Origin of the sequence: Trinickia sp., from assembly GCF_051954495.1 — a bacterium.
Classification (GTDB): domain Bacteria; phylum Pseudomonadota; class Gammaproteobacteria; order Burkholderiales; family Burkholderiaceae; genus Trinickia.
The window spans coordinates 1-14,642 of record NZ_JBQCHR010000052.1; the positions used below are offsets into that span (position 1 = coordinate 1).

8 protein-coding genes are annotated in these 14,642 nt (G+C 68.0%); 3 read left to right on the top strand and 5 right to left on the bottom strand.

The annotated features are described in order from the left end of the window. Together ACTHNR_RS08180 and ACTHNR_RS08185 are read left to right on the top strand one after the other, a co-directional pair. Positions 1–238 (top strand): EamA family transporter (locus ACTHNR_RS08180; RefSeq protein WP_440547075.1); only part of this gene is annotated, 238 nt, incomplete at its 5' end. A 366-nt stretch (positions 239–604) separates the two neighbouring features. Next, positions 605–1,879, top strand: a complete 1,275-nt coding sequence (locus ACTHNR_RS08185; RefSeq protein WP_440547150.1) for a sensor domain-containing phosphodiesterase — start codon at positions 605–607, stop codon at positions 1,877–1,879. A 71-nt stretch (positions 1,880–1,950) separates the two neighbouring features. Here ACTHNR_RS08185 and arfB read toward each other — a convergent pair whose 3' ends face one another. Genes arfB through recC form a run of 4 tightly spaced genes read right to left on the bottom strand, consistent with a single transcriptional unit; the run spans position 1,951 to position 11,853 of the window. Next, positions 1,951–2,355 (bottom strand): alternative ribosome rescue aminoacyl-tRNA hydrolase ArfB, encoded by a 405-nt coding sequence (gene arfB, locus ACTHNR_RS08190; protein WP_440547076.1) that lies wholly within the window; start codon positions 2,353–2,355, stop codon positions 1,951–1,953. Beyond that, positions 2,352–4,559 (bottom strand): AAA family ATPase, encoded by a 2,208-nt coding sequence (locus tag ACTHNR_RS08195; RefSeq protein WP_440547077.1) that lies wholly within the window; start codon positions 4,557–4,559, stop codon positions 2,352–2,354. The genes arfB and ACTHNR_RS08195 overlap by 4 nt, the downstream gene beginning before the upstream one ends. Next, positions 4,556–8,347, bottom strand: a complete 3,792-nt coding sequence (gene recB, locus ACTHNR_RS08200; RefSeq protein WP_440547078.1) for an exodeoxyribonuclease V subunit beta — start codon at positions 8,345–8,347, stop codon at positions 4,556–4,558. Before recB ends, ACTHNR_RS08195 begins: the two co-directional genes overlap by 4 nt. Beyond that, entirely contained in the window at positions 8,344–11,853 is a 3,510-nt protein-coding gene (gene recC, locus ACTHNR_RS08205) for an exodeoxyribonuclease V subunit gamma (RefSeq protein ID WP_440547079.1), read from the bottom strand. Before recC ends, recB begins: the two co-directional genes overlap by 4 nt. A 227-nt stretch (positions 11,854–12,080) precedes the next feature. On the opposite strand from recC, the gene ACTHNR_RS08210 reads away from it, so the two are divergent. Then, positions 12,081–14,345, top strand: a complete 2,265-nt coding sequence (locus ACTHNR_RS08210) for an FUSC family protein (RefSeq protein WP_440547080.1) — start codon at positions 12,081–12,083, stop codon at positions 14,343–14,345. A 9-nt stretch (positions 14,346–14,354) separates the two neighbouring features. On the opposite strand, the gene ACTHNR_RS08215 is transcribed toward ACTHNR_RS08210, so the two are convergent. After that, entirely contained in the window at positions 14,355–14,591 is a 237-nt protein-coding gene (locus tag ACTHNR_RS08215) for a hypothetical protein (RefSeq protein WP_440547081.1), read from the bottom strand. Between the last annotated feature and the right edge of the window lie 51 nt (positions 14,592–14,642).

Sequence of the window (14,642 nt, forward strand, 5' to 3'; positions counted from 1 at the left end):
CGCCTGCACGGGCATCGCCTATTTGATCTTCTTCCACTTGATCGTCGCAGCCGGGCCGTCGCGCGCGATCACCGTCACGTTCATCATCCCGGTCTTCGGCATCCTATGGGGCACGCTGTTCCTCGACGAGCCGATCAGCGCAGGCATGATCGAGGGCTGCGCGATCGTGCTCGTCGGCACCGCCCTCGCGACCGGCTTCATCAAGCGCATTCCGGGCCTGCGGCAGCGGCAAGCCTGAAGGGCATGCCATCGGGGCGCGCCTCCTCTTCCCCTCGCGCGCCCCACCGAATACCCCTCTTCCGCGCTTCCCGCCCGAACGTTCGGCGCCCCACGTCCGACACTCGATTGCGGCGCGCACCCCCATCAACCGTCTGCGACCGCACGCTGCCTCCCGGCCGCGCGGCCTTACGCTGGGCGCGTTTCTTCCGATCACGCTTTTGTTGATACACTGCCCTTTCGTCATATGGACATCGTGCGACATGCCAAGTCTTTTCGTTCGCTTCCAGCCGAACGGCTCGCCGTGCGCACCCAGCACGATCTTTTCCCACGCCTCGCGCGGCGGCCGCCGCGCTCGGCCGCGGTGCGTGGACGCGCTTCGCTCGCCATGTTGTCCAAGCGCGACCTGACCCTCGCGGGCATTCTGCCGCATCTCACGCGCGATGCCGCCGGCTGGCGCATCGTCTATCAAGGCGTCACGTTGCGCAGTGCGTTTCAGCCCGTCGTTTCGATCACGCACAAGCGCGTCGTGGGCTACGAGGCGCTGCTGCGCGCGACCAATGCACTTGGCCAATCGATCCCGCCCGATCAGCTATTCGCGCGCGCGAAGGCCACGGGCCCCGCGCTCGCGCTCGAGCGGCTCACGCGCTGCGTCCATTTTGCGAACTTCGCCGAGCAAAACGTCGAAACGGGCTGGCTTTTCGTCAACGCCCTGCCTCAACTCCTGCGAGTCGGCCCCAATTACCGCGCGTTCACCGACGAACTGTGCGACTACTTCGGCATCCCGCATCACCGCGTGGTGATCGAGATGATCGAGCAGCCGAGCGCCGACGAACAGCATTTTGAGCGCATCGTCGAATCGCTGCGCGAACGCGACCTGCTCATCGCCATCGACGATTTCGGCACCGGGTTTTCGAATTTCGACCGCATCTGGCGCATGCGCCCCGATATCGTCAAGCTCGATCGCTCCCTCGTCGCGCGCATTGCCGCGCCGGTCGCGGACCATCAATTCGCCACGCAGCTCGTGACGATGCTGCATCGCGCCGGCACGATGGTTTTAGGAGAAGGCGTCGAGACCGAGGACGAACTCATGACGCTGATGGAGGCCGACGCCGATTTCATCCAAGGTTTTTGGCTCGGCAAGCCGCATGCGTCGGTCGCCGCCGCCAGCAGCGTGGCGCCCGAGCGTATCGAATCGATGTGGCAGCGCTTTCATGCGCGCGCGCTCGCATTGCCCGGAACGCCCGTGGAATTCGCGAGCGTCGAGGAAACGGTGCTCGGCGGCGCGCGCGCCTACAAGGCGACGAACGATCTCGCATTCGCCGCGCAGCAGACGTTCCGCACGCCCTGGGCGCGCCGCGTGTTCGTCGTCGATCGACACGGCGACCAGCATCGCGCGTCGATCGCCGCCGGCGAGGAAAGCCATGCGCCGCGCCTTGCCCCGCTGTTTCCCGACACGTCCAGCAATTGGTCGCGCCGAGCGTACTTCAAGCGCGCGCTCGCTTCACCGGGGCGGGTGGCCGTCATGGGGCCGCACTACTCGCTGACCGAAGGCAAGGATTGCTACACGGCCGCCGTTACCATCGAGACCAACGGCAAGACCGAGGTGTTTTGCGTCGACTTCGTCGCCGACGTACGGCATGCGCCGCGCGACGGCGGCTAAGCGGGGCGGCTGCGTCGCCATTCGCCCTCACGTGACTGTCTAGAGCGTGGCGCGCAGCTTTGCCCGCTTCTTCAATCCAGTACGCGTCCTCGTCCCGCTTTCACGCTCGAGCGGCGCGTCTTGCTGTCCAAGCGGCGCGCTGTCGACGCCCGCGTGGGCCGCGTAGGAATCCGCGGACGGCGCGTGACGCTGACACTCGCGATCAATTCGTCCAGCCGCGCGAGCGCCGCCGTCCGATTCATCTCCTGCGTCCGATACTCTTGCGCCTTGATGACGACGATGCCCTCGCGCGTGATTCGACGATCGTCGAGTGCGAGCAAGCGCATCTTCAAGACATCGGGCAACGACGATGCGCGGATGTCGAAGCGCAGATGGATCGCGCTCGATACCTTGTTGACGTTTTGCCCTCCCGCGCCCTGAGCACGAACGGCGGTCAACTCGACTTCCGTGGGCAACACCTGATAGCGCAATGTCATCGTAACTCCTGCATACGGGCGAGCAGCCCCGAGTCGCGCCGCGTCGGGGTGGCGATCGCATCGGCAAGGACCTCGCGCGAGCCGACGACGCGCACGGTTTTTCGGGCCCGCGTGACCGCTGTGTAGACGAGCTCGCGCGTCAACACACGGCCCGACGCCGCGGGCAGCAGGAGCGCCGCATGGTCGAACTCTGAGCCCTGCGACTTGTGAACCGTCAATGCGAAGGCCGGATCGTGCGGCGGCAGCGCCGCGGGGGTCACGGCCCGCATGCCGCCATCCGCCGTACGGAAATAGACGCGCAACGCGCCCTGCGGCGTGGGCAATGCGATGCCGATGTCGCCGTTGAACAAGCCCAGCGCGTAGTCGTTGCGCGTCACCATGACGGCGCGGCCGGCGAACCAGTTCGTTCCCACCATGAGCGGGACGCGCGCGGCGCGCCGCACGTGCTCGGCCATGTGCGCATTGATCGCGTCGACGCCGCGCGCCCCGAGCCGCGTCGCACAGAGGATACGAAAGGCATTGAGCGCATCGAAGAGCGGCGTGCAGTCGGGCTGCGGCTGCCCAAGCGCGGCGGTCAGCGCATGCACGTAGGGCGCGAAGCCACGCGTCAAACGCTCGAGCGTGTGCGCGGAGAGCGCCGGGCCGCCGTCTTCGTCGAGCTGTGCCGGGATATCGAAATCGGACTCGCCGGTATCCATCGCTTCGAATAGATCCCGCTCGGCCGGGGCGCTGGCTGCGCCGCCGTCGCGCGCACCGAGCGCATCGAGCGCGGCTGGTACGTCGCCGCGCCGGATCGCAAGCGATAAGCGGCCGATCGCCGAATCGAGCCCGAAGCGGTAGTTGCGCTCTAGCCAAACGACGCAATCGATGAGCGGCGCGTGATCCGGTGCGTTCTCGCCGGTCGATGATCGCTCGGCATCGCCTTCGGCGACGGGCTCGAGCGCCGGATGCGTCGGGTTCACCGGACCTAGCGGCTCCAATCGGCTCGTCTCTTCGCCTGCTGCGCCTTCGCCATCAGACACAGGATCGGGTTCGTCAAGTCCCGTCCAAGCTAGAGGGTCGTCCAGCGACTCGAACGAATCGAATAAACTGAGCGCCGCTTCTTCCTCGCTCGTGGCCGAATCCCAGCCGAGAAGATCCTCGTTGCCGCGTTCTTGCGCGCGCGGCAATGCCGCCCGCACGCGCGCATCGCCCACGCCCGTCGCGCCCGCGATGCGGGCCACGCCGTCCGCGCTGAAAGCCGGCCGCGCGCTGAGCTCGGCGAAGACAGCGCCCGCCTCGACCGCTGCGAGCTGGTCTTTGTCGCCGAGCAGCACGAGCCGCGTGTCGGGCGAAAGTGCATCGAACAGCTGCGCGGCCAGCGTCACGTCGATCATCGAGGCCTCGTCGACGACCAGCACGTCGTACGGCAGCGGATTGTCGCGCCCATACCGCGCGCGCATGCCATGGCCCAGGCCCAGCAGCCGGTGCAGCGTCTGCGACGCGCGAGGCAAGCGCTCGGCGATGGCCGCCGGCAGGCTCGTCGCGCGCGCGAGCAGCGCCTCTTGCATGCGCTGCGCGGCCTTGCCCGTCGGCGCGGCCAGCGCGATCGTCAGCGCGGGATTCGCGTCGATCAAGCACGCGAGCATGCCGACGACGGTCGTCGTCTTGCCCGTGCCGGGCCCGCCGCTCACGACCGTCAGCCGGCTGGACAGCGACAGTGCGGCGGCAGCCCGTTGCCAATCGACTTCGCCCGCATCGGGGGGCCCGAAAAACCGCTCGAGCCGCGCCGCGAGCCCGGCCGCATCGACATCGCGAGCGAGCGTCGCGTGCGCGACCACAGCGGCCGCGAGCCGGCGCTCGTCGTCGTAGTAGCGTGCCAGATAGAGTCGCCCGGCCCCATCGACGACGAGCGGCGTTTGCGCGGCAAACCGATGTCCGCCCGCCGACACGACGCCGCTCGAACCGAGCGCGGCAGCCACGGCGTCGAACGGCTCGCCGTAGCGCTGCGCGAGGCGCTGCAGCGACACGCAGACGTGCCCGGCGCTCGTCGCGCGACTCGCCGCGAACGCGGCGCGGCGCGCCCATCGCACGGCGGCGGGACTCGCCCCCAAACGCTGCGCGAGCGCGCCGACGCGCCGCGCGAAGCCCTCGGCCAACGCCGCGCCGAAGTCGCCCCCAGCGCGCATGTGGGGCGCTCGCGCATGACGATCCGCAACGATCATGACGCCGGCCCTCCGTTCATCGCCGCATCGAGCGCGTCGACGAGTTCTCGCGCCGGCCGACGCACATGCACGCCGCAGGGCGCCGCCCCGTCACGCCAGGCCGGGCGCACGCCGCGCACGAACACATAGGCATAGCCCGCGATATGCGTCTCGTAGTCGTAGCGCGGTTGACGCGCCTTCAGATAACGATGCAGCGCGACCGTGTAGAGCAGAGCCTGCAGGTGATACGCGTGGTGCGCCATCGCGGCCTCGAGCGAAAGCGCGCCGTAATCGGCCGGTGTGGAACCGAGATGATTCGACTTCCAATCGATGATCCAGAAACGGCCTTCGTGCTCGACCACCATGTCGATAAACCCTTTGACGAATCCGCTCAGCAGGCCGCCCTCCAACGCGACGTCCGGATACCCGTGTCGCGTCAGCACATCGCGCAAAGCACGCAATTGGAGCGCCGAAGCGGCGAACAGGAACGGCCATTCGGTCAGCCTTCGAGACGGGTCGAGCGCCGCCAGCGTCAAGCCCGGCGCTAGCGGCGTGGTCGTGACATCCGCGATCAGGTGCGCCATCATGGCCGGCAAGCGCGCGGCCGTTTCCGCATCGGCCGCGACGGGCCGCTCGACTAGCGCGCGCTCGATGGCGGCCGGCCAGGTCGCCGAATCGGAAAAGTCCGCCAGCTCGAACATCCTGTGCAAACATTCCCCCGCGGCGGCGCCGCGCGGGAACGCCAGAATGTCGTCGGCCGACAGCAGTTCGGCCGGCGTGTGCGCGAAGGCGGCGCGCGGCACCGGCGCGTATGACGACCACGCGGACTCGGCCGCCTGCGCGTCTTGCTGCGTGGCGGCGAGCGCATCGTGGTCGGGCCTCGGCTCCTCGTCGACCGCCTCGTTCGGTTGCCGCACGGCCGCGGCCGCCAGCGAGCTGAAGCTGGCGATGCGCCAACTTTCCGTCAACGTTCGGCGCAACACCCGCGCACTGAACCGGCGGCTCGACGCCGCCTCGCGTTCGAGCGGAGCGCGCCGTTGCGGCGTCGGCAGCGGCGCAAGCGTGATCGGACCGTCGGCCAGCGTCCCCCATGCCGTGCCGATCGCTTCGGCTTCGGGCGGCTCTTCGGTCCAGGCTTCGAACGGACGGCCATCGGCCGCGACGAGCCAGTTCAGCACGCTGCGGCGCGATTCTTTCGTGGAGCGCGACGAGAGATACGCGCCCGCGACCAGGTAGCAGCGGTGTACGGCACGCGTGAGCGCGACATAGACGAGACGCGCGCGCTCGGCCGCTTCCTCGCGCTGCGCCTCTCGCTCGGCGCGCTCGGCTTGCTCGCCCTCGCAACCGTAATGGAGCACCGCGCGCGCGCCCGCTTGTTCATCGTCGTGATACTCGCGGGCGTCGGGCAAACCGGTGCTCGACCCGGACATACGCGCGCCGTCGCCAAGGAACGGACAGAATACGATCGCGTATTCGAGCCCTTTCGATTTATGCACGGTCACGATCTGTACGAGATCGCGATCCGATTCCAACCGCAGCTGCGCTTCCTCGCCGCCCCCGCGCGCCCTTTCGGCGGCAAGCCAACGCAACGTCGGCGCGATGCCCGGCTGCACGGCCGCTCGCGCCGCAGCCAGTTCGGCCAAATGATTGACGTCAGTCAGCCGACGTTCGCCCTCGCGGCCGGCGATAAGCCGCTCGCCCACGCCCAGTTCGCGCATCATCGAGCGCCACATCGTCGCAAAACCGCGTTCGAGCCACAGGGCCCGGTACCGAGAGAAGCGTTCGACCCAAGCGGTCGCCTCATCGGCATGGGCCACCGCCGGCGCATCGGCCAGCTGCGCGAGCCTCGCGAGCGCCTGCGCATCGAGCCCGAACCAATCCGCCGCGAGGGCCGCGCGCAAGCGCCGCAGATCGCCAGGCGCATCGACCGCGGCCAACACGCGCTCGAGCTGCTCGGCATCGAGCGTCGCGAACACGGACGATTGCGCAAGCTCGACGCTGCCCACGCCCCAGGCGGCGAGCACGCGCTTCATCAAACTGCCCTGTTTGTGCGTGCGCACGAGCACGGCGATATCCGCGGGGGCAAGCGCTGCTTCGCCGAGGGCCACGCTGCCCTCGCGCGCGCCGCGCAGCAAACGCACGATCTCGGCCGCGCAGGCTTCGGCCGCTTGCCGCTGCGCCTCGCGCTTGATCAACGTCGCTTCGCCCGAGGGCAGCATCCATACGCGCAACGCGCCGTCGGCGCCTCGATCCCGCGCGGGATCGGCATCGTCGATCAACGGAGCACGCGCACGCTCGGCCGCGCGCACGGGCAAGTAGTCCAGCCCTTCGAGCACGAACGCCCGCGGATTGGCGCCGAAGATGCGATTGCACGCCTCTACGAGCGGCGCCGTCGAGCGCTGATTGACGGCGAGCGTGTAACGCGCCGTCGCCGCGTGCCGAGCCGCCAGGTACGTGTGCAAGTCGGCTGCGCGGAAGCTGTAGATCGCCTGCTTCGGATCGCCGACCAGGAAGAGCGGTCCCGCTTGCCCATCGGCGCCGGGGCTCGCGAAGATGCGCTCGAAAATCGCGAACTGCAGCGGATCGGTGTCTTGGAACTCGTCGATGAGCGCGGCCGGATACCGCGCCCGCAGCGTTTGCGCGAGCCACGGATGTTGCGCCAGCGCGCCGTGCAGATTGGCGAGCAGATCGTCGAACGATGCGAGCCGGCGCGTGCGCTTCATCGTCGCCAGCGCGGCGGGGGCTTCGTCTAGCCACAGCGCGAGCAGGCCGAGCCATCGCGTTCGATGGATCGCCTCGGCGGTCTCGGACGCCGAGGCGAGCGTATCGGCCAGCGCGAAGAACGGGTGCTCGGGCGGCGTGAGCTTGACCTTGGTCGCCTTCGCGAGCGCCGTCGCCGTCAGCTTCAGCGCCTCGCGCGGCGGCGGCGCGTGGCAGTCGCCCTCGGCAAAATACCGGCCCCAGGCGTCAAGCGCCGCGCGTATCGCTTCTGCTTTGTGCGTGGTCTGCTTCAGCGAGGCCTGAGCGTCGGTCAACACGCGCTCGATCGCTTCGCGTTGCTCGCGCCAAAGCGCGCACGCGGCGTCGAACCGCGCCGTCGCATCGTCGTCGATATCGGGCTCGAGCGTGGGCGGCATCTCGCCCGAGCCGCCCCAGCGCAGCTGCGCCAGCGGCTTTTTCAAACGTCTCGCGAGTTGACTATCGAGTTCCACGGGGCTCGCCCCGCGCGCGACGAGCCAGGCGGCGAACGCCGGATACGCGGCCGCGACCGGCTCGACGCGCTCGCGCCAAAACTGCGCGGCAAGCTCGAAGCGCAGCGATGCGTCGTCGGCCTCCATCTCGAACGCGAACGGCATGGCGGCCGCGAACGGCGCCTCTTGCAGCGCGCGCTGACAAAACGCGTGGATCGTGTGGATGGCCGCTTGATCGAAGGTCGACAGCGCGCGCCGAACGCGCTTGCCGGCCACCTCGCGATCGAGCCCGCCGGGGCCGAGCGTCGTCTCGAGCAGTTGGGCGACGAACGGATCGCCGCCGTCGTCGTCGATCTCGATGGCGCGCACGAGTTCGGCCAGACGTGTGCGGATGCGCTCGTGCAGCTCCGCCGTGGCCGCCTTCGTAAACGTGACGACGAGAATCTGGTCCGCGTTCAAATCGCGTTCGAGCAGCAGGCGCACGTAGAGCGCGCAGATGTTCCACGTCTTGCCCGTGCCGGCCGAGGCTTCGATCTGGTTCACGCCGGACAGCGGGCACGTGAAGACATCGAGCGCCTCGGGCGGCGCCGGATGGGACAGGCGGTCACGCTCGTTCATGCGTCGCCCCCCGTCAGATGAGCCAGCATCGGCTCGAATACGATCCGCGACAGCACGCCGAACCGGTCGTCGAGCGATAGGTCCTGGCCGCGCCAAGCGATTTCCAACGCTGTGTCGTCCGACTCGCCACGGACGCGATCGCTGATCCAAACGCCGAGCGCATCGGCATCCGAACCGTTCACCTTCGCCCATGCGCTTTTCGGAAAGAAACGCAGCGGCAGCCGGCGCCCGGCGATGAATAGCGCGACGAGCGGCGCGAGCTGCTCGAGCGGCGCGTCGACGGGCGAGAAGGCGAAGCGCTCGGTGGCGCCGTACCACACCGTACGGCGCGCGCCGTCGGGCCGCGCGGCGCACAGCGCGAGATGCGCGAGCCAAGCGTTCAAATACTCGCGCGCGCTGGGGCTCGCGTATCGATAAAGGACCTGGCCGGTGTCCGTCACGCGGTTGAGCGTGCCCTGCAAGGTCACGCTCGCGTGTGACGTTTCGAGCAGTTGCGCTCGCAACGTCGCATCGTGCGCGCCGAACAGCGGTAGGCCGTCGGTGTCGGGCCAGCGCGGGAGCACCCGCAGCGTAAAAGGCAAACGCGCCGAGCCTGTCGCCAGCGCCGTCCGCACGTCGCCCGCGAGGCGAGCGAGCGCGCCGAGCTCGCGACGTTTGAGCACGTCGCCTGTCGCGCCGGCCGGCAATTCCGGGCTCGCCCGCGCGATACGCCATGCGCGCGCGCGCTCTGTGTCGTCGTCGCTGTCGATCAGGCGCGGCAGCAAGCGATCGGCAAGCGCGTCGCGCCCCGCGTAATCGAGCTCGAACGGCTCGACCTCGAGCAGTTCGCCCTGTGTTTTTTCCAGCACGACGCCAAGCCGTTCGCGAAGCAACGCCCGTGCGGGATGCTGCCAAAACCGCTGAAAATCGGCGAAGGCGATGGGCCCTGCCGTCTCGGGCGGCAACGGCTGCGAGAAAAACGGCGGCGTAGCGTCCGCGCCCGCGGAATCGTCCGCCAGCCGCTGCGCCAAGCGCGCACGCTCGGCGTCGTAGGTGAAGAGCACGGGCGTATCGTCGAAATAGTCGGCCGAAAACGGCTGCAGCGGATGCTCGACGATGAACGCCTTGCGCGCGGTCTCGATCTCCGACGGCGTCGCGTCCGGCCCCGCCTTCGCCCGGGCGAGGTGATCGAGCAGCTCGTCGACGAGCGCGGCGGGCGGCAACGGAGCGTTGTCGCGAATGCTGCGGCCCGTATAGCTGATGTACAGCCGATCGCGCGCCGCAAGCAACAAGTCGAGAAACAGATTGCGCTCGTCGGCGCGACGCTGACGGTCACCCAACTGAGGCAGCGCAGCCATCAAGTCGAATTCGTCCGCGCGCGCGAGACTGGGGAGGACGCCGTCGTCCATTCCGATCAAACAAATCGCCCGGTACGGCAGACCACGCAGGCTCGTCAACGACGAGAAGGTGACGCCGCCCCAAGGTACGCCGCCATGCGCCGCATCGTCGAGCGCGACGGTCAGCGCCGCGCGCATCACCGCGGCCGGCGCGCGCGCCTCGCGCGCACCGTCGCGCATCGCTTCGAGCGCCTGTTCGACAGCGTCGCGCACATTCGCGAGCGCATCCGCGAACGGCGGCGAAGCGTCGAACAACCGCGCGAGCGCATCGGCGAACAGCGTGCTCCAATCGTCGCAGCTCAGTGTCTCGCGGGAACGCCGCACGAACACGTAGAGATCGTCGATGAAACACGCGAGCCGCCCAAGCAATTCGCCGTCGGCGCCGCGCGCCCCGGCGACGGGCAGCCAGGCATCCACGGGCTCGGCGTCGTCGGGCATCGCATAGCCGAGGAAAAGCCGCGTCAGCGCATCGGCGAACGTATGGCGCGCGCCCGTGATCGCATGCGCCGGATGGGCGCCCTCGCTCTCGCCCGCGGGCGCATCGGCCGCGAGCCCGCGGCGCGCGCCCGCCGCGGCCAGCCAGCCTTGCACCGTATCGAGCGCCACGGCATCGATGCCGTAGCGCGCCGCGATGGCGTCGACCCGCAGCCACTCGACCACTTCGGGCGCCGCCACGCCGCGCTCCGCAAGCGCGAGCCAATCGAGCAGCACGCGCGCGATCGGATTGGCCTGCGACGGCGGCAAGCCCGTGATGCGGTAGGGAATGCGGCTGCGCTCGTCGCTTTGCGTCGTGCCGAACACGGCATCGATCAACGGGGCGGCTGCCGCGAGATCCGGACAGACGACGAGCACGTCGGACGGACGCAAACCGGGCAGCGTATCGCCCCCATCGGCGCGCGCGTCGTCGAACCAGCCGAGCAGGCGATCGTGCAGCACTTCGAGCTGACGCGACAAGCTGTGGCACACATGGACCTCGATGCCGAGCCCGACGTCGCGCTCGCCGGGTGCGGCGGCTTCGCCCGCGCTCGCCTCCGGCGTCAAGTCGAGCATGGCGTTCTGGACGCGAGCGAGCCAATTGTCCGCTTCGTTTTCGGCATAGCGGGTCGCCTCGCCGGCGGCCGCGCCTTCGGTCAACTCGTGCAGCAAATGCAGCTGCGCTTGAGTCTGCCGCCCCCACTGAGCAAGCAGCGGATGACCGACCTCGTGGAAGTCGAGCGCGTCGGCCGCCTCGAGGGCGAGCGCCTTGCCTTCGGTGACGATGTCGAACCAGAACTGGCGGCACGGGTTCATCACATACAGCCGGACGTCCATCCAGCGCGACAGCTCGCGCAGCAGCGCGATATAGAGCGGCGCGATGGTCGGCGGCGCGAACACGCTGACCGCGGCCGGCCACTGCGCGCGCATGATGGCATCGAGATCGAGCGTGCGCACGAGTTGAAGGAAGCGGTGTGCCGGCGGCGTTGCATCGACGGAACCCGGCGCACCGCCCGTTCGATCGGCCGCCTGCGCCAGTTCGCCGAGCACCGCGCGCCAGAGCGCGGCCTGCCAGCGCTCGTCCTCGCGCACGGCGGGCGAGGCGCTCGACAGGCGCACGGCCCCCATGCCCCCCGGCCCCGCGTCGAAGATGGACTGCCCCTGTTGCCAGCGCGCCAGCCACTCGGGACGATAGGTCAGATAGTGATCGAACACCGTGGCGACACGCCGTGCGAGTTCATAGCGCATCGGTGCATCGGCGGCATCGAGGTAGGTGCGAAGACGGGGCGAGTCGAGCCACCGGTCGAAACCGGCCTCATCGCCCTCGAGCGCGTGGGCCCCGCGCGGCGTCGCCTCGTGGGGCGAAAACAGCCGATAGCAGCGCCACGCGAGCCGATCGACCGCGAACGGCGAGTGAGCCGGTACATCGATGACGCCGCCGATCCGCGTCCAAAGCCACTGTGCGAGATAGCTGAAGTTGACGTTCGCGCAGATCCCGCACCGCGCCGCCAGCTCGAGTTCGAGACGGCGACGCACGGCTGCGCTCGGCACGACGATCTCCTCGCTCGTCCACGGATCGGACGGCATCGCGGCAAGATCGTCGGACAGCGCTTGAACGAGCGTTTCGTAGCGATTCGAATAGAAAAGCTGAAGCATGAACCCTTGTCGGATGGGGCGCGGGCCACGCGCGCAAGCGGTGCGCGGGACGCAAAAGCGTCAGCATAGCAAACGCCCCGCCCGCTCCGCATGCAAGACGCTTCGACGGGGTGCGCCGCGCGCCGCCTCACGCAGGATTCTCACGCCTTCGGCTATGCCCCGCGCAGATGAAATACGTTAGACTCGCAGCCAGCCCTTTTCCCTCCCCGCTGCCCGCTTCGAGATCGATGCGCTACTCGAAAGAAATCGAAAAATTTCTCTATAGCCAATATTTTTTCGGTGGACTGCGCATGGCTGTCGGCGTGTCGCTGCCGGCTATCCTGTGCCTCGTCGTCTTCCATAAGGCCGATCTCGGCTTCACGATCGCCACGGGCGCGCTCGGCGCCTGCGTCGTCGACATGCCGGGGCCGCTCAAGTACAAGCACAACGAAATGCTCGTTTGCAGCGTGCTCGGCTTCGTGTCGGCGCTGGCGACCGGCCTCGCGACGTTCAACGTGTTCGCGCTATGGGCCACCGTCGTCGCGTTGACTTTCGCACTGTCGTTGACGGTCGTCTACGGCAATCGCTGGCCGCAGATCAGCTTCGCGACGTTGTTCATGATGGTGATGACGCTCGAGGAGCACTTCACCCCGCTGCAAGCGCTCACGAATGCCGCGTGGATCCTCGCCGGCGGCTTGTGGTACACGTACTGGGCGACGCTCGTCTCGCAATGGCAGGCGCACCGTATCGAAAAGCAGGCGTTGGCCGAAAACGTCTTCGCGTGCGTCGACTACCTGCTCGCCCGCGCCGATTTCTACGACGTCGACGCCAATCTCGACGACTGCTATCGCAACCTCGTCGAAAAGCAAACGACGGCGGTCGAGATGCAAGACGCCGCGCGTGCCATCGTGCTGCGCAACCTGCCGAAGCTGCGGCGCGGCAAGCTCGAAGCCGGCCGCGTCACGCTGTTCAACCTGTTCATCAACACAGTCGATCTTCACGAACTGTTCGTCGGTGCGCACACCGACTATCCGCTCATGCGCAGCACGTTCGGCAACGCCGACCTCATGATGTTTTTCCGCGACCTGATTCGCAAGGCGGCGAACGACCTCGAGGAAATCGGATTGGCCGTGCTGCAGAACCGGCGTCCAGAAGCGCGCGTCAACGTGAAAGCGGAAATGCGCGCGATCGAGTACGAACTCGAACAAATGCGCAAGCAAGGGCTAGCGGAGCGCAACCCGGAAGCGTATTCGGCCGCTTCGGCGTCGTTCAGGCGGATCTGGAGCGCCGTGCGCCTCATCGACAAGATGAAGAAGAGCGTGGCGAACCCGACGCCGACCGCGCGCACGGAAATGCGCATCGACCATACGCTCATGCGCTTCTTGTCGGGACGGCGCGTGCCGCTGCCGCAGATCTTCTCGAATCTGACGATGGCCTCGCCGAGCTTTCGCCACGCGCTGCGCGTGACGCTCGCCGTTGCCGCCGGGTTCTGGCTCGGGCGGCTGCTGCCGCTCACGAATGCTTACTGGATCGTGATGACGACGCTCATCATCATGAAGCCCGGCTACTCGCTCACGAAACAGCGCAACACGCAGCGGATCATCGGCACGACGATCGGCTGCGCGGCGAGCCTCGGGCTGATTTGGTTCGTCAAGATGCCGGTGGTGCTGCTCCTCTTCATGTTCGCGTCGATGGTGATGAGCTACAGCCTGCTGCTATTCAACTACACGGCGAGCGTCGTTTTCACGTCGTCGTACGTGCTGCTGCTGTTTCACTTGCTTGCGCCGGGCAGCCTGCGCATCATCGGCGAGCGCGCGATCGACACGATCGTGGGCTGCGCGCTCGCGATCGGCGCGAGCCATCTCTTTCCCTACTGGGAATACCGGTTGATGGGCAAGCTCGTGTCGGAGATGCTGGCTGCGACGCGCCAGTACTTGGAAAGCGCCTGGTGGTGGGGCAATGCGCCTGCCGCGGCGATGGCGAGCGCCGCACCGGGGGCCGCCGCGTCCGATGCGGCCGGCGCCGACGATCGCGACCTGCGCTACCGCCTCGCGCGCAAAAACGTCCATATCGCCTTCGCCAATCTTGCTCAGGCGTTCCGGCGCATGATGCTCGAACCGAAAGCCCAGCAACGGTTCGTGCCGGAACTGAACGATTTGCTCGTGCAGAGCCACGGCCTTGCCGCACACATCACGGCGGCCGCGCCGCTCTTGCGCAGCATGGCGCAGCACGAGCCCGACGGCTCGCAAGCGCTGCAGCGGGCGTTATCGAGCGTGCGCGAGAACATCACGTGCGCGCAAAAGGGCGAGCCGCCGCCGGCCGATCAAGCCGAGACGACCAAGCAGCTTACGCGGGAACTCGATGCAATGGTGGTCGACATCGAACGCGCGGGCGCGCAATCGGCGGAGTTCGTCGGAGAAATCAAGCTGCTCGCGCTGCAGTGCAAGCAGATGCTCGCCGCATCGTTCCTGATCCGCAAGGACGCAGGCGTGATTCGACTGCCCGAGGCTTGACGCTCGCGCTTATTGCGAGGCGCCGGGGGCGCTCGCGGCGGCCACGCCGCTAGGGACTGTGTCCGCAGCCGATTGCGACGACGCCGCTGCGTTCTGCTCGTCGTACTCGCGCTTGCCCTTCATCGCGTTGAAGACGAAGGTGCCGATCACGATCAGCACGACGACGACGATGAGCACGGCGACGCGGGTCGTGGGATTCGGTTTTTTGGGTTGGCGCGGGTCGGTCATGGCGTAAGGCTTGCACACGGTCGATCGATCGGCCGCCGCGCGCGAAGCAAGAAGACGAAAGCCGGCATT

Bases quoted from the DNA above. Each gene is read 5' to 3' on its own strand.
- ACTHNR_RS08195 (WP_440547077.1), bottom strand. From the start codon at position 4,559: ATGATCGTTGCGGATCGTCATGCGCGAGCGCCCCACATGCGCGCTGGG.
- ACTHNR_RS08210 (WP_440547080.1), top strand. From the start codon at position 12,081: ATGCGCTACTCGAAAGAAATCGAAAAATTTCTCTATAGCCAATATTTT.
- recC (WP_440547079.1), bottom strand. From the start codon at position 11,853: ATGCTTCAGCTTTTCTATTCGAATCGCTACGAAACGCTCGTTCAAGCG.
- arfB (WP_440547076.1), bottom strand. From the start codon at position 2,355: ATGACATTGCGCTATCAGGTGTTGCCCACGGAAGTCGAGTTGACCGCC.
- ACTHNR_RS08185 (WP_440547150.1), top strand. From the start codon at position 605: ATGTTGTCCAAGCGCGACCTGACCCTCGCGGGCATTCTGCCGCATCTC.
- recB (WP_440547078.1), bottom strand. From the start codon at position 8,347: ATGAACGAGCGTGACCGCCTGTCCCATCCGGCGCCGCCCGAGGCGCTC.